At 45.0% G+C, this 17,881-nt stretch carries 14 protein-coding genes, 1 rRNA gene and 1 other annotated feature; of the genes, 8 read left to right on the forward strand and 7 right to left on the reverse strand.

Going from position 1 to position 17,881, the window contains the following annotated elements; genetic code table 11:
• The 4 genes from FKN16_RS06390 to rluD all read right to left on the reverse strand — a co-directional run.
• A 16S ribosomal RNA gene (locus FKN16_RS06390) occupies positions 1-571 on the reverse strand; the annotation flags it as partial.
• A 507-nt stretch (positions 572-1,078) separates the two neighbouring features.
• Complete coding sequence (gene clpB / locus FKN16_RS06395) at positions 1,079-3,652, reverse strand: ATP-dependent chaperone ClpB (RefSeq protein WP_005397478.1); 2,574 nt, start codon at positions 3,650-3,652, stop codon at positions 1,079-1,081.
• 144 nt (positions 3,653-3,796) lie between these two features.
• Positions 3,797-4,525, reverse strand: a complete 729-nt coding sequence (pgeF, locus tag FKN16_RS06400; protein WP_170902318.1) for a peptidoglycan editing factor PgeF — start codon at positions 4,523-4,525, stop codon at positions 3,797-3,799.
• 1 nt (position 4,526) lies between these two features.
• Positions 4,527-5,504 (reverse strand): 23S rRNA pseudouridine(1911/1915/1917) synthase RluD, encoded by a 978-nt coding sequence (gene rluD, locus FKN16_RS06405; RefSeq protein WP_005385913.1) that lies wholly within the window; start codon positions 5,502-5,504, stop codon positions 4,527-4,529.
• 136 nt (positions 5,505-5,640) lie between these two features.
• On the opposite strand from rluD, the gene FKN16_RS06410 reads away from it, so the two are divergent.
• The 5 genes from FKN16_RS06410 (at position 5,641) to yjjX (ending at position 10,626) form a co-directional block, all read left to right on the forward strand.
• The gene (locus FKN16_RS06410; protein ID WP_006743118.1) at positions 5,641-6,369 is read left to right on the forward strand and encodes an outer membrane protein assembly factor BamD; all 729 of its coding nucleotides are present in this window, start codon (positions 5,641-5,643) and stop codon (positions 6,367-6,369) included.
• Between the two features lie 144 nt (positions 6,370-6,513).
• Positions 6,514-7,995, forward strand: coding sequence for a lytic transglycosylase F (locus tag FKN16_RS06415; protein ID WP_005397483.1), 1,482 nt, complete (start codon positions 6,514-6,516; stop codon positions 7,993-7,995).
• A 325-nt stretch (positions 7,996-8,320) separates the two neighbouring features.
• Positions 8,321-8,647 carry a ribosome-associated translation inhibitor RaiA gene (raiA, locus tag FKN16_RS06420; RefSeq protein WP_005397484.1) on the forward strand — a complete coding sequence of 109 codons (327 nt, stop codon included), beginning with the start codon at positions 8,321-8,323 and terminating at the stop codon, positions 8,645-8,647.
• Between the two features lie 108 nt (positions 8,648-8,755).
• Positions 8,756-8,877: a sequence feature (Phe leader region), on the forward strand.
• A gap of 12 nt (positions 8,878-8,889) precedes the next feature.
• Positions 8,890-10,068 carry a prephenate dehydratase gene (gene pheA, locus FKN16_RS06425; protein ID WP_005397485.1) on the forward strand — a complete coding sequence of 393 codons (1,179 nt, stop codon included), beginning with the start codon at positions 8,890-8,892 and terminating at the stop codon, positions 10,066-10,068.
• Between the two features lie 24 nt (positions 10,069-10,092).
• Positions 10,093-10,626, forward strand: a complete 534-nt coding sequence (yjjX, locus tag FKN16_RS06430; protein ID WP_005397487.1) for an inosine/xanthosine triphosphatase — start codon at positions 10,093-10,095, stop codon at positions 10,624-10,626.
• Positions 10,627-10,736: 110 nt separating this feature from the next.
• On the opposite strand, the gene trpR is transcribed toward yjjX, so the two are convergent.
• Positions 10,737-11,045 (reverse strand): trp operon repressor, encoded by a 309-nt coding sequence (gene trpR, locus FKN16_RS06435; protein ID WP_012842123.1) that lies wholly within the window; start codon positions 11,043-11,045, stop codon positions 10,737-10,739.
• Between the two features lie 13 nt (positions 11,046-11,058).
• Entirely contained in the window at positions 11,059-12,996 is a 1,938-nt protein-coding gene (locus tag FKN16_RS06440) for a transglycosylase SLT domain-containing protein (RefSeq protein WP_170902319.1), read from the reverse strand.
• A 373-nt stretch (positions 12,997-13,369) separates the two neighbouring features.
• Between FKN16_RS06440 and ettA the strand changes: the two genes are divergently transcribed.
• The 3 genes from ettA (at position 13,370) to FKN16_RS06455 (ending at position 16,667) form a co-directional block, all read left to right on the forward strand.
• Entirely contained in the window at positions 13,370-15,037 is a 1,668-nt protein-coding gene (ettA, locus tag FKN16_RS06445) for an energy-dependent translational throttle protein EttA (protein ID WP_005381894.1), read from the forward strand.
• A 231-nt stretch (positions 15,038-15,268) separates the two neighbouring features.
• On the forward strand, positions 15,269-15,637 hold the full coding sequence (locus tag FKN16_RS06450) for a PilZ domain-containing protein (protein WP_046874174.1): 369 nt from the start codon (positions 15,269-15,271) through the stop codon (positions 15,635-15,637).
• Positions 15,638-15,665: 28 nt separating this feature from the next.
• Entirely contained in the window at positions 15,666-16,667 is a 1,002-nt protein-coding gene (locus tag FKN16_RS06455; RefSeq protein ID WP_005397491.1) for a M23 family metallopeptidase, read from the forward strand.
• Between the two features lie 77 nt (positions 16,668-16,744).
• On the opposite strand, the gene tyrA is transcribed toward FKN16_RS06455, so the two are convergent.
• Entirely contained in the window at positions 16,745-17,872 is a 1,128-nt protein-coding gene (gene tyrA / locus FKN16_RS06460) for a bifunctional chorismate mutase/prephenate dehydrogenase (protein ID WP_065645177.1), read from the reverse strand.
• Positions 17,873-17,881 lie beyond the last annotated feature (9 nt).

The raw sequence follows: 17,881 nt of genomic DNA on the forward strand, positions 1-17,881 counted from the left end.
ATTCCGATTAACGCTCGCACCCTCCGTATTACCGCGGCTGCTGGCACGGAGTTAGCCGGTGCTTCTTCTGTCGCTAACGTCAAACAACGCCGCTATTAACGACGCCGCCTTCCTCACGACTGAAAGTACTTTACAACCCGAAGGCCTTCTTCATACACGCGGCATGGCTGCATCAGGCTTGCGCCCATTGTGCAATATTCCCCACTGCTGCCTCCCGTAGGAGTCTGGACCGTGTCTCAGTTCCAGTGTGGCTGATCATCCTCTCAGACCAGCTAGGGATCGTCGCCTTGGTGAGCCCTTACCTCACCAACTAGCTAATCCCACCTAGGCATATCCTGACGCGAGAGGCCCGAAGGTCCCCCTCTTTGGCCCGTAGGCATCATGCGGTATTAGCCATCGTTTCCAATGGTTATCCCCCACATCAGGGCAATTTCCTAGGCATTACTCACCCGTCCGCCGCTCGACGCCGTTATCGTTCCCCGAAGGTTCAGATAACTCGTTTCCGCTCGACTTGCATGTGTTAGGCCTGCCGCCAGCGTTCAATCTGAGCCATGATCAAACTCTTCAATTTAAGATTTTGTTCGGCTCAATGAATACTGAACATTACATAAAGTAATGTTTGAATTGACTGTGCTGAATCCGAAGATTCAATGGTCACTTCGTTTCATTGAAACCTAATTTGAAGCCGAGGCTTCTAATTGGATTATCATCAACGAGTGCCCACACAGATTGATAGGTCTATATTTTTAAAGAGCACACTTTGAACTTCTCTTCAAAGTGGACGGCCATTTTAGCTAGATAACTTATCGTGTCAAACACTTTTTTAAGTTATTTATCTGCGAGTTAATTCTTAACTCACTGGCCTTGTTGTCTAGACGTCGCTTAACTTGCTTTCCCTTGACAACGGAGGCGCATTATAGGGCGTTCATTAAGGAACACAAGTGCATTTTTAAAAAAAACTCACCTTTTTAGTTCATTCGTACAGAAAACAGGCAAGAGGCTCTAAAACATTATAGAAAAGGGGCCAAATGGCCCCTTGAATGTGATTTTTATCTCATTTCTTATTGTATCCGTGCAATTACTGATGGGCACGAATTTGGTCATTAGTAACGATTAGCTGCACTTTCTTGTCTGGAACAATTTCACCAGAAAGAATCGATTTGGCTAATGGGTTCTCGACATTCTGTTGAATTGCGCGTTTTAAAGGACGCGCACCATATACAGGGTCGAAACCAACTTGAGCGATCAAATCGAGTGCTTTGTCAGAAACCTCTAGTTGATATCCTTTTTCTTCTAGTCGTTTCGCCAAACGTTCTAATTGAATAGAAGCGATGGACTTGATGTGCTCTTGACCAAGTGGATGGAACACCACGATTTCGTCAACACGGTTCAAGAACTCAGGACGGAAGTGTTTGCTAACCACATCCATTACTTCACTCTTGATACCTTGATAGTCTAATGTTGCGAAATTCTCTTGGATACGAGATGAACCCAAGTTCGATGTCATGATCACAACCGTATTACGGAAGTCAACAGTACGACCTTGACCATCCGTTAAACGCCCATCATCGAGAACTTGCAGCAGAATGTTAAATACATCCGGATGCGCTTTCTCTACTTCATCTAACAAAATTACCGAATACGGCTTGCGACGAACCGCTTCCGTTAAGTAACCACCCTCTTCATATCCGACATAGCCTGGAGGCGCACCCACCAATCTTGCCACTGAGTGTTTCTCCATGAACTCAGACATGTCGATACGGACCATCGCATCTTCGCTGTCGAACATAAAGCTCGCAAGTGTCTTACAAAGCTCTGTTTTACCTACACCAGTTGGACCTAAGAATAAGAAGGAGCCAATTGGTCGGTTTGGATCAGAAAGCCCAGCTCGACTACGACGAATGGCATTCGATACAACAGAGACCGCTTCGCTTTGCCCTACCACACGATTATGCAGTACGTCTTCCATACGAAGTAGTTTCTCTTTTTCCGCTTCTAGCATCTTGGATACTGGGATGCCAGTTTGCTTAGAAAGTACTTCTGCAATCTCGTTGTCGGTTACTTTATTACGCAATAGTGTCATTTCCTGCATTTCCGCTTGGGTTGCAAGATCTAACTGCTTCTCAAGTTCAGGAATACGACCATATTGAAGTTCCGACATGCGGTTTAGATCACCAGCTCGGCGAGCAAACTCCATATCCATACGAGCTTGTTCAAGCTCAGACTTAATATGTTGAGTGCCAGAAAGTGCGGCTTTTTCTGTATTCCAAACCTCTTCTAGTTCAGCGTACTCACGTTCTTTTTCATTGAGTTCTTCATTAAGCGCTTTCAAACGCTTTTCACTCGCTTCGTCGTGCTCGTTACTAAGCGCCTGTTGCTCAATCTTAAGTTGGATGATTTTACGTTCAAGCTTATCTAATGACTCTGGCTTAGAGTCAATTTGTAAACGAATGCTTGAAGCCGCTTCGTCGATTAAGTCGATCGCTTTATCTGGCAGTTGACGGTCAGAAACATAACGATGTGACAAACTCGCCGCTGCAACAATCGCTGGGTCAGTAATTTCAACGTGATGATGAAGCTCATAACGCTCCTTCAAGCCACGTAAAATCGCCACTGTATCCTCAACGGTCGGCTCATCCACCAGCACTTTTTGGAAACGACGTTCTAACGCCGCATCTTTTTCGATGTACTGACGATATTCATCCAGTGTTGTTGCGCCAACACAGTGCAGTTCACCACGGGCTAATGCAGGTTTGAGCATGTTCCCCGCATCCATTGAGCCTTCACCTTTACCCGCACCAACCATAGTATGGAGCTCGTCGATAAATAGAATGACATTACCTTCTTCTTTAGCGAGTTCATTCAATACCGACTTCAAGCGCTCTTCAAATTCACCACGGTACTTAGCACCAGCAACCAGTGCGCCCATATCTAATGACAGCACGCGGCGACCACGTAAACCTTCTGGCACTTCATTGTTGACAATGCGCTGAGCTAAGCCTTCAACAATTGCGGTCTTACCTACGCCAGGTTCACCGATGATCACAGGGTTGTTTTTAGTACGGCGCTGCAATACTTGGATGGTACGGCGAATTTCATCATCACGGCCTATAACCGGGTCCAGTTTGCCCTGTTCTGCTCGCTCGGTAAGGTCAATGGTGAACTTTTCCAATGCTTGGCGAAGCTCTTCTGCATTCGGATCATTAACCTTTTGACCACCTCTGATCTTTTCGATTGCTTGGCTAACTTTTTGCTCTGTTAAACCGATCTCTTTGAGTAATTGCCCCAATGGTCCGCGATCTTCTAAAGCAGCAAGCAGGAAGATTTCAGACGAGATATAGGAGTCTTGACGCTTTTGCGCCACTTTGTCACACAGGTTAAACAACGTGCCCATCGAACTAGAGAGCTGTACATCTCCACCGATGCCACTGACTTTTGGTAATCTATCTAGCATTTCACTCAATTTAGAGCGTAAATGCGTTACGTCCACATCCAGCATAGTAAGCAATGGACGGATTGGACTGCCATTTTGGTCAAGCAAAGCCACCATGAGGTGAACTGGCTCGATATATTGATGATCGCGCCCTAACGCTAGTGATTGAGCATCAGAGATAGCGATTTGAAACTTACTTGTGAATCGATCAAGACGCATATCTACCTTCCTAACCTCAACTAAAGGAAATTCTTTTGACAGTTAGAAAGATGGATACTCAGAGGAGGAATTTCAAGGGAGTGAATGAATAAAGATAGCTTTGCAAAAATAGCACTATGCATCTTGGCACTTTAGTGCTTATAACTAATCTTCAATCCAAATAAAGGTGGCTTGTCGACCAGTTTTACCATCACGGCGATACGAATAAAAAGAGGCTTTATCTTGGTAAGTACAAAGTCCAGAGTCAAACACTTGTGTCACTCCAGCTCGATTGAGACGTTGCGTTGCCAGCACCGACATGTCAGCAAACCATTTGCCGTCGATATCGCGTGGGATGAATGCTTGATGCGCCTGTGAGTCAAAATCAACAAAAGCTTGCAGAACATCTTCATCCACTTCGAAGGCTTGAGGGCCAATGGCAGGGCCAAGCCACGCTATCACTTCACCTGAAAATAACGCTAATGCATTTTCGACAATGCCATTTGCTAAGCCGCGCCAACCCGCATGAACAGCGGCTACTTGCGTACCTTGTGTATTAGTCAATAATACGGGTAAACAGTCGGCGATCATCGCTGAACAAACAACATGGCTTGAAGAAGTAAATACACCATCCGCATCAAGCACCTGTGTTGTTGGTTCATTTGCTTGAGCCACAACGGTTGAATGCGTTTGGTTTAACCAGATCGGCGCATTGGGCATGTTCGCCTGCTGCGCCAACCAAGCTCGGTTCTTCTCTACTAAAGACAAATCATCCCCAACGTGAGTACCTAAATTTAGCCCTTGATAAGGGCCTGTCGAAAAACCGCCTATACGTGTTGAGGCAAAAGCTTTGACATTTTTAGGCGCACGCCAATTCGGAATGATTGTCTTCATCTTAGAACTCTTCCGGTAAACCGTGCTCTTCCGTATCTTGACGAAGCGCTTCAGTCATCGCCACCATATCATCAGGCACAGGGGCATGGAACTCAAGTACTTCTCCCGTAATTGGATGTTCAAAGCGTAGCATTACGGCGTGCAATGCTTGGCGATCGAAGCCACGGATCATTGCCGTTAGCTCTTCAGAAGCACCTGTCGGGATGCGAGCACGTCCACCATATGCAATATCACCGAGCAGCGGATGCTGAAGGTAAGACATGTGCACACGGATCTGGTGCGTACGACCCGTTTCAAGACGCAGACGGATGCGTGTGTGTTCGCGGAAACGTTCAGCGACACGGTAGTGCGTTACCGCTGGTTTACCCATTGGTGCTACCGCCATAAGCGTGCGCTTGGTAGAATGACGACCAATAGGTTGGTCTACTTTACCGCCCGCTGTCATACGACCAATAGCGATCGCTTCGTACTCTCGAGTAATATTACGTTTTTGCAGTGCGCGAACCAGACGAGTTTGTGCAGGAACGGTTTTCGCAACCACCATCAGACCCGTTGTGTCTTTATCCAGACGGTGCACAATGCCCGCACGAGGCACTTCTGCGATATCAGGGTAATGATGCAACAACGCATTAAGCACCGTACCATCTGGCGTACCGGCACCTGGGTGAACCACAAAGTCACGAGGCTTATTGATAACGATAATATCGTCATCTTCAAAAACGATATCTAGCGGGATATCTTGCGCTTCCCAGCGTTCTTCATCTTCTAACTCGGCTTGCAATGTAATTTCCTCACCACCCATTACTTTGGTGCGAGGTTTGGTGACAACTTCACCATTAACTTGAACTTTCCCATCAAGCAGCCACTCTTTCAGGCGCGAGCGAGAGAAGTCCGCGAATAATTCGGCGATAGCTTGGTCTAAACGTTGACCTAACTGGCTATCTTTTACGGTATTTGTTAATACAATCTGCTGAGCCATATCGAACTTTTTTAAAAACTGTGAGACTAATGCTCACGACTGTGAAAAAATAGACTATTACGTCATTGTATCTGTTACTGGAAAGAAAGTAACGGCAGCTTAAGAAATATTTAGATTCAAGGAACAGACTCCTGATATGAAACGTCAGACTTTAACAGGCCTTTTAGCGGTATCCCTTCTGTTTGGATGTGCAAGCAAAGAAGAAATCGTTCCTGATGTGCCGCCTTCGGAACTGTATGCAGACGCACAGATTTCTCTTCAAAGTGGTAATTGGCTTTCTGCAATTGAGAAACTGGAAGCATTAGACTCACGTTACCCATTCGGTGCCTACTCAGAACAGGTGCAGCTTGACCTAATCTATGCGTACTACAAAAACGACGACCTTGCTTTGGGCTTGGCAACCATTTCTCGCTTTATGCGTTTAAACCCAACCCATGAAAAAATGGACTGGGTACTGTACATGCGCGGCCTAAGCCATATGGCGCAAGATCGTAACTTTATGCATGATCTGTTCAGCGTAGATCGAAGCGATCGCGATCCTGAGCCAGTAAAAAAAGCGTTTGATGACTTCAAAAAACTGCTTCAACGCTACCCGAACAGTCCATACGCAGAAGATTCACAAAAACGCATGGTTGCGCTGAAAAACCGCCTAGCGAACTATGACTTAGCGACGGCTGACTTCTACCTCCGCCGTGAAGCCTGGGTAGCTGCAATTAATCGCAGTCAAGAGCTACAAAAAGCATTCCCAGACACAGAAGCGGCACGTAAGTCACTGACTATCCAGCTAGAGGCCTACAAGCAACTCGGTTTGGAAGACGCCGTAGCAAGAACTGAAAAGCTTATCGAGCTCAACCCTGTGAAGTAACTGAGCCGCTTCAAACTAAACCGCCACCGTTTTTACCGTGGCGGTTTTTTATTACCCGCAATAGCGTGTTCTGCCCTTGCTTGATGATCTACGGGGCTCTACATATGCTTAAAGTTCCCCTCCCCTTTATAAAAGGATGTGAACGTGACGATACCTAAGCTATGCGCAGTTATGCTGCTCTTATTGTCTGCTTCCGTTTGCGCACTGCAAATATCACCACTCAAGCAACCTCCTTACACTGGGGATCTCGATGTCATTAAAGAGAAGAATGTTTTACGTGTCCTCGTTTCTGCTGATCTAGGCTTCTATTACATTGAAGGCGGTACACCAAAAGGAATAGGTGCAGAACTCCTGGCGCATTTCGAAAAAGACCTTCGTAAGCTCAAACCGAAACTTAACGTACAAATTATTCCTCTAGCCCGTGACCAACTTCTGCCAGCCTTAGAAAATGGCTCCGGTGATCTAGTCGTAGCCAATCTGACCATTACCAGCACACGTAAACAGAAAGTCGATTTTAGTTCACCCATTCTTACTGGTATTGACGAGTGGATAGTCACGAACAAAAGCACACCAGCCATGACTAACATTGAGCAACTGAGCGGTAAAGAGGTTTGGGTACGTGCCAGTTCTAGCTACTTTGAGAGTATTCAAGCACTAAATAAGAAGCTAAATAAAAAAGGCTTGCCACCCGTTGTCGTACATTTTATTGAAGAAACACTGCAAGACTACGAACTGGTTGGGATGCTCAATAACGGCTACGTCAAAGCCATTGTTCTCGATAGCCATAAAGCCAAACTTTGGCTGAAAGTGATGGATGATATTCGAGCTCACCCAGAAATTCCTATTCGTGAAAATGGTAAAATCGCTTGGGCAATGCGGGAAAACAGCCCAAGTTTGAAAGCCGTCGTGAACAAGTTTATTCAGAAATCTCGTTCTGGGACACTGCTCGGTAACGTCATTTACGGAAAATACATCGATAACACAGGTTGGCTAAACAAAGCCCTTAACCCCAACAAAATTGCTCAACTAGAAAAGCTTGCTACGTTGTTTTCACGCTATGGTGAGAAGTACGATATCGACTATTTACTGATCGCAGCCGTCGCTTATAAAGAGTCCGGCTTTAATAACGACCTCGTTGGAAGTCGAGGTGCAGTCGGCATAATGCAAGTTCTACCCAGCACGGCTCGAGACCCTAATATCAATATCAAAAACGTTCGGCAGCTAGAAAACAATATTCATGCTGGCGTGAAGTATTTAGCATTTTTGCGTAAGCAGTACTTCAGTGATCCTGCTATTACGGCGGAAAATAAACTCTACTTTACCTTAGCTGCTTACAATGCTGGCCCCGGGAATGTAGAACGAATTCGTAAACGTGCAGCCCAGCAAGGCTACGATCCTAATGTTTGGTTCAATAACGTGGAAGTCGTTATGCGGAAAAGTTTAAGCTCAACGGTTGGATACGTTACCAGTATTAATCGCTATTACGTTATATACAAACAGCTAGAAAGTTTGGACCAGGTCAAAAGTCTAGAGCGGGTATCACTAGCTCCAAAGGATCCCGTCTTCATGATACCGCTACGAAAAGTCAGTCAAACGCCAGACACAAAAAAGCCGCTTGTACAATAAGCGGCTTTGTAAATAAATTCGTCTGAGAGACTCAGTGACTGTCATCACACTTTACGTATAGTTAAATTTTAACCACCTCTAATATTAGGCCGTAAAACTTCCCTAAAAACGAAGACGTTTTCAGCTGAGTACTCTATCCAATCTACGGATTTACTAACCGATAACAAGCAATTTCACGATAAATCTCAGCAGATCTTGAGTGAGATCACATTCATTTTTCATCATAAAAACCCCGAACAAAATAATGATCTAAATCACATTTTTTTATGCTTAAAGCGGTAATCTGAACTCAACCCATGAGGGATGCAACAGAGGAAAAACACTTATGACAATGAATATCACTGGCAAAAACATCGAAATCACCTCTGCAATCCGAGCTCATATTGAGAGCAAGTTTAAAAAACTGGAGAAATGGCAAGTAGACCTAATTGGTTGCCAAGCAACTTTCAGTGAGGAACCAAACAAACAGAAGAAATTCGAAGCGGTTATTAAAGTTCCTAAAGGCCAGCTCATTGCCTCAGCAACTCACGAAGATCTTTACGCAGCTATCAACGAAGTGGAGCAAAAACTAGAACGACAATTGAACAAGCTGACCCACAAACCTGAAGCTCGCCGTGCAAATAAGCCTGAGCTAGTGGAAGAAGAAGAGTAAACTGACCAGATTGAGGAAATAGCGCCGAAAGGCGCTATTTTTTTGCTTGACGCTCTCCTCTGCCTTGCTTATTGTGTTTAAACACTCATAAATTAAGCACTATTTATGCATTTAACCTCACTGTTTATTTTTGACTTCTTTTTCCTCCCATAGTCGGAGGGGCGAACTCGTTTGTGAAAGAAAAGTCAAAAACAAACAGAAAGCCTCCCAAATCGGGAGGCTTTTTTATAAGGAAAGAATTGATGACTGACCAACCTATTTCCCTCGAAGAAATTCGTTTGCGCTTGAATGAGCTGGATGACCAACTTCTCAGCTTATTGTCTGAGCGCCGTAAACTCAGCATTGAAGTAGCCAAAAGTAAAGTACAAACCTCAAAACCCGTTCGTGATGCCGTTCGAGAACAACAACTATTAGTTAAGCTGATTTCTAATGGCCGAGATAAATACGAACTCGACGCGCAGTACATCACTAAACTTTTCCATACCATCATTGAAGACTCTGTGCTTCTTCAGCAAAGTTACCTGCAAAACCTCGTTAACCCGCAACAAAGTCGTAAGCCACTTGCTCGCGTCGCTTTCTTAGGAGCCAAAGGCTCTTACTCACACTTGGCAAGCCGCGAATACTTCAGCCGTAAAAATACAGAACTTATCGAGCTCAACTGCGAACACTTCAAAGAAGTGACTCAAACAGTAGAATCGGGCCATGCTGATTATGGCGTTCTGCCAATCGAAAACACCAGTTCAGGCTCTATTAATGAAGTGTACGACCTACTACAACACACGACGCTTTACATCGTTGGAGAGCTAACTCAACCAATCGAGCACTGCTTGGTTGCGAAAAAAGACATTCGTCTGGAAAACATTAAAACGCTGTATTCACATCCTCAGCCACACCAACAGTGCAGTGAGTTTTTAAGCCGTATGAAAGGTGTAAAACTGGAGTCTTGCGCCAGCACGGCAGATGCAATGCAGAAAGTTCAAGAGATGGATCGTGATGATGTTGCTGCAATTGGTAATGCATCAAGCGGTAAGCTATACGGCTTGCAAGCAATTCAAGGCAACATCGCAAACCAAACTGAGAACCATACTCGTTTTATCGTGGTTGCTCGCAAACCAGTTGAGGTTTCAACTCAGATTCCAGCAAAAACCACCTTGATCATGTCGACCTCCCAAGAGGCTGGCTCATTGGTTGAAACACTATTAGTGCTGCAACGTTACGGCATCAATATGACCAAGCTAGAATCACGTCCAATTATGGGGAACCCATGGGAAGAAATGTTCTACGTAGACTTGGAATCCCATCTTGCTTCGACAGAAATGCAACAGGCACTAGAAGAGCTAACAAAAATAACTAAACACTTGAAAGTATTAGGCTGTTACCCTAGTGAGAACGTAAAGCCTACCCAAGTAAAATTGAGTTAATAGACACCAGTGAGTAAAAAGATCATGGCAACCCAAAAAGTCGTAATCGCATCGCTAAACCCAGCTAAAATTAATGCCGTTCAAAGTGCATTTAACAGTGCATTTCCGCACCAAGAGTTCAACTTCGTTGGCGTCAGTGTACCTAGTGAGGTCGCAGATCAACCTATGACTGATGAAGAAACTCATCGCGGTGCACTAAACCGCGTTAAAAACGCAAAAGTAGAGATGCCAAACGCGGATTACTATGTCGGACTTGAAGCGGGAATTGAAACAAACGTGACGTTTGCGTGGATGGTGATTGAGTCGAATACTCACCGCGGTGAATCTCGCTCTGCGAGCTTAATGCTGCCGCCCAAAGTATTGGAAAAACTCGAGCATGCGAATGAGCTGGGAGATGTCATGGATGAGGTGTTTGGTACCGAGAACATCAAACAGAAAGGTGGTGCCATCAGCCTGCTCACCCAAAACCAGCTGACTCGAAGTTCGGTTTACCATCAAGCCTTGATTCTGGCTCTAATTCCATTCACAAACCCTGAGCACTTCCCTTCAAATTTATAACGCTCACCCCATTCGCTAGGTACGAAAAAGGGCGGATATTTCCGCCCTTTTTAACACGTTATCTTAACCACTTGTGATACCAATCCCTAAAAGCGAATTGGAATCACTGGCTACTTAGATACCGCAACTTGCTCTAACAAAACCTTGAGTTTGTCTTTCTCTTCATCAGATTTAGACTTTAACTCGTTAGAGCCACGAGTAATAGTGGCAATACCTACGCCAAGCATCTGGCTGATCTGGCGTTGAGATAATTCTCCTTTAAGAAGCTCGTTAATAATATTAACGCGTGATATTAATGATTCTCTCTCATCACGTGACATCAGCATGGTTAACAGCATGTCATCTTGCTCACTGTCCATGCTAGTTCGAATTAGCTCAATAATCTGTTGCCAGTCTTTGTACTCGGGTTCGTGCGACATCAAGTTACCTCACTCAATACTTGGTATTGATCTCATGTTGATTCAAGAACGCGCCATCGATACCCAAAAGATCACGGTAATATGTTTCAAACATCAGGATGTTTTGTACATAACCGCGTGTCTCTCTAAATGGAATTGCCTCAATAAAGGCATAAGCATCCACTTTTCCTTGGGTACGCTCTCGCCACGTTTTTACTCTGTTAGGACCTGCATTATAAGCAGCAAGAGCAAAAATACGATTATTATCGTAATCCTCTAATAAGCCTTGCAAATAATGGCTACCAATTTCGATATTTTTACCCACATTGTAGAGATCCTGCGTACCTTGATAACTCAACTTATATTTACGTGCTGTGTACTTTGCTGTAGCGGGCATGATCTGCATAAGACCACGAGCACCAACTGGAGAACGGGCTTCGACATCCAACGCACTTTCCTGTCGAGCTAGGGACATCATCGTCACGGGATCTATGTTGTGTTTTTTTGCATAAAAGTTAAACCACCAGCGATGCGCAATCGGGAACCTCAGTTCGATATTATCCCACATCTGCGCTTGAATACTCGCGGTCACCGTTAGGTTATGCCAACGCTTAGAAGACGCATAAGCCGCCAACATCGCCTTTTCATCTTTCCCTACGCGGCGCAATAAATGTGCCCATTCACTTTTCGCTGCTGCGATTTTATCCGTCGCAATCAACTCTTCAATACGAACTAACGAGTCTTGGTAGGGTTGAACCACTCGCTTATCAAACTTAACCGTATGCGTAGGGTATTTGATTGATTGTCCAATCGCATTAGCGGCTGCCACACTATAAAAGTTTCGCTGCCCGACCAAAGTCGCTAAACGCTGTTTCCCAGCGATGTCATCACCTAACGCAATTTCACTTCGTCCAAGCCAGTATTGCCAGCGAAGCGACGCTTGTTCTTCTTTATTGAGAACGGCAATCCACTCTTGTACACCTTTCCAATCCGCGTTCTGAATCGCTAAGCGAATGCGAGTTTCAATGAGTGGTAAGTACTGGCTGGTTTTCGTTTTATCATCGCGCCACTTCGCTAGTGGCTCAGACTCCGTACGGGTCAATCGAAATGCGATATAGTCAGCCAGGACTTGTGCCTTTTCTGGAGAAAACTTCTGCCCTTTAATGACGGCATCATACGCACTCTGCGCTTGACTGGTATTCATGCGAGCTAACTTTTCCAACGCATATTCGCTTTGCGCTCGATTAAAAGCATTAGCCGGTTTTTTCTTCGCGAACTCCGCAACGCTTGAAGGGTTATCAAACAACGCCTTCATTTCTTTCGCTTGTTGCCTTGCCTGCGAGGATTTAGGCAGTTTAAGTAAGTAACTCATCAAACTGCCATTACGAGCATCAAACGCCAGTAGCATACGCTGGAGGATCAATTCATCAGTACGTTCACCTGCCTTGTCCCATGCTGCGAATAATGGATCGCACTCATCGGCAATACTTCTGCCACGCAACCACATATGTTCAGCTCCTTTAAACGCGGCGACTTTCTTACCTTGCTCTAACTGAGCCACGTAGAAAATACATTGGTAACGCTCGCCACTTGGAATGACTTTTTGAAACTCAGTAATGGTTTTCCAATCTTTTTGCTTATAAAGATGGTTGAGGTATGGAGCGCGAACACGACGAGAAAAAGGAAACGACTTGTGCTCCGAAATAAATTCGTTCACCTGCTGTGGCGACTTTTCCGGTAACTGTCTAATAAATGTTCGGTAGTCCACATAAGGCGTCAGTGGATAGTCATAAATTTTAGGACGGATCGAAAGGTATCCGTCGATGTCATTTTTATCTAATAAATCTTGAGCTTGTTCATAAACTTCACGCTGCTTTTCCAAGCTCAGCGCGGCATTAGCACTCAAACTCATCGCACACAGCGCGGCTGCACAGCATACGTTTTTAGCCAATTCAGATACGTTGAATCTCATTTGTGTCATTTTCCCCAGACATATACTGCCCCAAAGCCTCGTTTTGTTAGCGTTCATGTGATGTTAAGGCAATTTTCACACATGCATCTATTTACACAGAATGCAGATGTCCATGTAAAGCAACTTAGTGTATTAAAAATTGTACTCGTGAAACTTTTAAGACGATGGAGACAAGGAGTTCCTAACTTGCGCAGAAAGCACTTCGTCATTTATAACGAATAACAAAAGTGTATACCCTAACCGTGTAAGTTTCCGGTCAGCTCAAAATAAGAAATCCATTCGAAAGGGAAATTCTTGCAATGCGGTAACAAAAACAAAGCACTTGGTATAAAATGATGGGTTTGAATGACAGTTAATTTAGGAACGATCGGCAATGGCTGAATACGTATATACCATGTCGCGGGTGAGCAAGATTGTGCCACCTAAGCGTCAAATTCTTAAAGACATCTCTCTGAGCTTCTTCCCTGGTGCGAAAATCGGTGTTTTAGGTCTGAACGGTGCAGGTAAATCCACACTGCTACGTATCATGGCAGGTATCGACACGGATATCGACGGTGAAGCGCGTCCACAACCTGGTCTAAACGTAGGCTACCTACCCCAGGAGCCAGTATTAGACGAATCAAAAACCGTTCGTGAAGTTGTTGAAGAAGCGGTTGCTGACGTTGCTGACGCACTGAAACGTTTGGATGCGGTCTATGCGGCTTACGCAGAACCAGATGCAGACTTCGACGCACTTGCAAAAGAGCAAGGCGAACTTGAAGCTCTGATTCAAGCGAAAGATGGTCACAACCTAGAAAACGCACTTGAGCGAGCTGCAAACGCACTTCGTTTACCTGAATGGGACCAAAAAATTGCGCACCTATCAGGTGGTGAACGCCGCCGTGTCGCTATTTGTCGCCTGCTACTTTCTAAGCCAGACATGCTGCTGCTTGATGAGCCTACCAACCACCTAGATGCAGAATCTGTCGCTTGGCTAGAGCGCTTCTTAGTGGATTACACAGGTACTGTAGTCGCTATCACCCACGACCGTTACTTCCTGGATAACGCCGCGGGTTGGATCTTAGAGCTTGACCGTGGTGAAGGTATCCCATGGGAAGGTAACTACACCTCATGGTTGGAGCAAAAAGACGCTCGTCTACAACAAGAAGCATCTCAAGAAAGTGCTCGTCAAAAAACCATCGAGAAAGAACTTGAGTGGGTACGTAAAAACCCTAAAGGTCGCCAAGCGAAATCAAAAGCACGTATGGCACGCTTTGAAGAACTGCAAAGCTCTGATCACCAAAAACGTAACGAAACCAATGAACTGTTTATCCCGCCAGGTGAGCGTCTAGGTGATAAAGTTATTGAAGTGAAGAACCTAACGAAGTCATTTGACGGCCGTGTTCTAATTGATGACCTATCATTCAGCATCCCTAAAGGTGCGATTGTTGGTATCATCGGTGCGAACGGCGCAGGTAAATCGACCCTATTCAAGATGTTAAGTGGTACTGAACAACCAGATTCAGGCACAATTGAAATGGGCGACACTGTGAAACTTGCATCGGTCGATCAGTTCCGTGACAGCATGGACGATTCTAAAACCGTATTCCAAGAGATTTCTGAAGGCGCAGATATCATTAAGATCAACAACTTCGAAATCCCTGCTCGCGCGTACTGTTCGCGCTTTAACTTTAAAGGCAGCGACCAACAAAAAATCATTGGTGAGCTATCAGGTGGTGAGCGTAACCGTGTCCACCTTGCGAAACTGCTTAAAGCGGGCGGTAACGTGTTACTACTCGACGAACCGACTAACGACCTTGACGTGGAAACACTGCGAGCTCTAGAAGAAGCACTACTAGAGTTCCCTGGTTGTGCAATGGTTATCTCGCACGACCGTTGGTTCCTTGACCGTATCGCGACCCACATCATTGACTACCGTGACGAAGGCCAAGTTAACTTCTACGAAGGTAACTACACCGAGTACATGGACTGGTTGAAGAAAACGTTGGGCCCTGAAGCCGCAGAACCACACCGCATCAAATACAAGCGTATTGCGAAGTAATCGCAACCCGCAAAGTTTGATTGTAATTTGTACAAAGGCCGCTATCATAGCGGCCTTTGTTTTCTTTGTTATAAAAAAGAGCTCATTAGCCCGTCTCGTTCGTTAAGAACATGACATTGCACTTACGTCACTCTGTAGCGACCTCGACACTTTTCAAACAGCAATCGAACATTTTTTGTTCGCATTGATATACTATTCAATTCTGTTTGAAGACATGACGAGAAAATGCACATGGCAGAGAGACGACGCTTTTCACGCATTCTCCATCAAGCGCCAGCGAAGGTAGAACAACGTGACTTGGCAATTGAAGCTAGGATTCAAGATCTTTCCTTACATGGTTTACTCATGAAAGTGGAAGAGACTGAGGCTTTGGATCCAGCCCTTCCAGTCCATGTGACTTTTTCATTTGATCAATCCGAACAAGTGATTACGTTAAAAGCGCAAATTGTGGATGTTTCTAAGTGTGAGATTAGGTTAAAGATCATCAAGATAGACATCGAGAGCATTAGCCAACTAAAACGATTTATAGAATTGAATGTAGGCAATAACGACCTTCTGAACCGAGAGTTAGAACATCTCTCTGATTTAGGAGAAAAATAAATGAACGCCTATTTAAGTAACAATAACTATGTCTAAAAAAATCATCATGCAGATCCCGACGAAAGACGGCGATCAGCAGTTCTATTTGGGCCGCAGTTCGGTCCTAGCAGTATTTGCTTCGGTATTGGCATTACCCGCCGTCGTTGGTGGCGCGTGGTATCTCAATCAACAGCAGATACACAATAAAGACGAACTAACACAAACCATCGCCAAACTAGAAAGTGAAAAGGCCGAAATAACCGCTCTTTATGAAGAGCAGCTTGATACCAACCACTCGCTTTCTCAGTCATTGACCGATAAAAACAATCAAATTCAGCTATTAGGAAAACGGGTATTCGACGTCGAATCGGTTCTAGGTCTCGCTGACGAAGAGCTGATGATCGATGAAAACAACATGGCGTTAGAAGAGCGAATTGATGCAGCAGCTATCGATTCCGCGGTTCGAGCAACCATGTTTCGTTTGATTCCAAATGATAGCCCAGTGACATACCAACGTATTTCTTCTTCCTACGGCAGTCGCATTAATCCGATTTCAGGTAAACGACACGTTCATACTGGTATCGATCTTACCTGTAAACGAGGAGAAGAAATCCTCGCACCTGCAGACGGAGTGGTAGAAACCGTTCGCCCGAGTAATCGTGGCTATGGCAACTATGTCACTATTCGTCACTCATTTGGCTTTATGAGCTCCTTTGCTCACTTACAACGTTTTAAAGTGAAAAGCGGCCAATTTGTCAGTAAAGGCGATGTGATTGCTCAATGTGGTAGTTCAGGTAATTCCACTGGCCCGCACCTGCATTATGAGGTGCGCTTTCTCGGGCGAGCACTCAACCCTCAATACTTGATGGAGTGGACACCTGAAAACTTCAATTATGTATTTGAAAAAGAGAAAAAAGTGAAATGGGGCCCTTTAGTTCAATTGATTGATAATGTCGTGCGTCTGCAAGTCAATTTAACCAACTCCCCCTATCGCGACACCAGTATCAATACAGTATCAAGTGAAGATACCAGCAATACCGCGACTAACTGATTTATCTCTCGACACAAAAAAGAGCAGCGTCAGCTGCTCTTTTCGTTTCGGGCTCCACACGGATAGATAACTCGCGATTAACCGCGATGAATATTATCATTCGCCTGTTTGAGTAAGTTTTGGCTCTCATTCATAAATTGTTGTGAATAATCACCAAACCACTCACTCACCTGCTCAAAGCTTTCGACAAATTTGGCTTTATCTTTGCTATCCAAAATCGCAAGTGCTTCGCCGAAGCGTTGGTGGAATCGCTTAATCATGTCGATGTTTTCTTGCGATGAGAGAATAATGTCACCGTAGAGGTTTGGATCCTGACCAAACAGACGCCCTACCATCGCCAACTCCAGGCGGTAGATTGGTGAGCTCAACTTTAACAGTTGCTCAATGTTCGGGTTCTCTTTGCTTAGATGCATGCCGTAAGCAAATGAGGTGAAATGACGCAGCGCTTGGATTAACGTCATGCCATGATCGTGCTCTTGCGCATCAATTTGACACAAGCTCGCGCCCCAAATACCAAACTGTTGCAGCAACCATTGGTATTGATCATTTCCACGCCCATCACAGTACACAATCACCTGCTTGGCAAGGCTCGGCACATCTGGACCAAACATTGGGTGTAAACCAACCACCGGTCCTTGGTGCACATTCAACATTGCTTGCAGTGGCTTAGATTTTATAGAAGTCAGGTCACACAGAATACAGTCTTGTGGCAGATTACCTAGCTTTTCAATCACACCTTCTGTTAGGTGAATTGGCACAGTAACCACCACCAGGCCCGCATCTTTTAGGATGTCATCCGCACGCTCCCAGTCTTTGCTACCAAGCACTTTGACTTGATAACCAGATAGCTTGAACATACGTCCAAACAGGCCGCCTAACTGGCCATTACCACCAATAATGACCACTGAGCGTAATTCAGGGTTCAAACACTTAAAACCGGAGTCTTTTTCACTGGCATAAGACTCACGCATGGTACGACGCAGAATATCTTCAATAAGCTGTGGAGGAATTCCCATTTTCTCAGCTTCTGCTCGGCGAGAAGCCAGCATCGCCGCTTCGCGGTCTGGAGCATAAATTGGCAAACCATGTTCGCTTTTTACTTCCCCAACTTTCTCTACCAGCGCCAAACGCTGAGCTAATAGCTCCAACATTTGCTTGTCGACTGCATCAATCTGATCGCGTAATGCGTTAAGTTCAACTGCCATTGATGTTCC

Origin of the sequence: Vibrio sp. 11-4(1) (assembly GCF_013048625.1) — a bacterium.
Classification (GTDB): Bacteria; Pseudomonadota; Gammaproteobacteria; order Enterobacterales; family Vibrionaceae; genus Vibrio; species Vibrio diabolicus.

Coding starts and splice junctions, on each gene's coding strand:
- clpB (WP_005397478.1), bottom strand. CDS start 3,652: ATGCGTCTTGATCGATTCACAAGTAAGTTTCAAATCGCTATCTCTGAT.
- pgeF (WP_170902318.1), bottom strand. CDS start 4,525: ATGAAGACAATCATTCCGAATTGGCGTGCGCCTAAAAATGTCAAAGCT.
- rluD (WP_005385913.1), bottom strand. CDS start 5,504: ATGGCTCAGCAGATTGTATTAACAAATACCGTAAAAGATAGCCAGTTA.
- FKN16_RS06410 (WP_006743118.1), top strand. CDS start 5,641: ATGAAACGTCAGACTTTAACAGGCCTTTTAGCGGTATCCCTTCTGTTT.
- raiA (WP_005397484.1), top strand. CDS start 8,321: ATGACAATGAATATCACTGGCAAAAACATCGAAATCACCTCTGCAATC.
- pheA (WP_005397485.1), top strand. CDS start 8,890: ATGACTGACCAACCTATTTCCCTCGAAGAAATTCGTTTGCGCTTGAAT.
- yjjX (WP_005397487.1), top strand. CDS start 10,093: ATGGCAACCCAAAAAGTCGTAATCGCATCGCTAAACCCAGCTAAAATT.
- trpR (WP_012842123.1), bottom strand. CDS start 11,045: ATGTCGCACGAACCCGAGTACAAAGACTGGCAACAGATTATTGAGCTA.
- FKN16_RS06440 (WP_170902319.1), bottom strand. CDS start 12,996: ATGAGATTCAACGTATCTGAATTGGCTAAAAACGTATGCTGTGCAGCC.
- ettA (WP_005381894.1), top strand. CDS start 13,370: ATGGCTGAATACGTATATACCATGTCGCGGGTGAGCAAGATTGTGCCA.
- FKN16_RS06450 (WP_046874174.1), top strand. CDS start 15,269: ATGGCAGAGAGACGACGCTTTTCACGCATTCTCCATCAAGCGCCAGCG.
- FKN16_RS06455 (WP_005397491.1), top strand. CDS start 15,666: ATGTCTAAAAAAATCATCATGCAGATCCCGACGAAAGACGGCGATCAG.
- tyrA (WP_065645177.1), bottom strand. CDS start 17,872: ATGGCAGTTGAACTTAACGCATTACGCGATCAGATTGATGCAGTCGAC.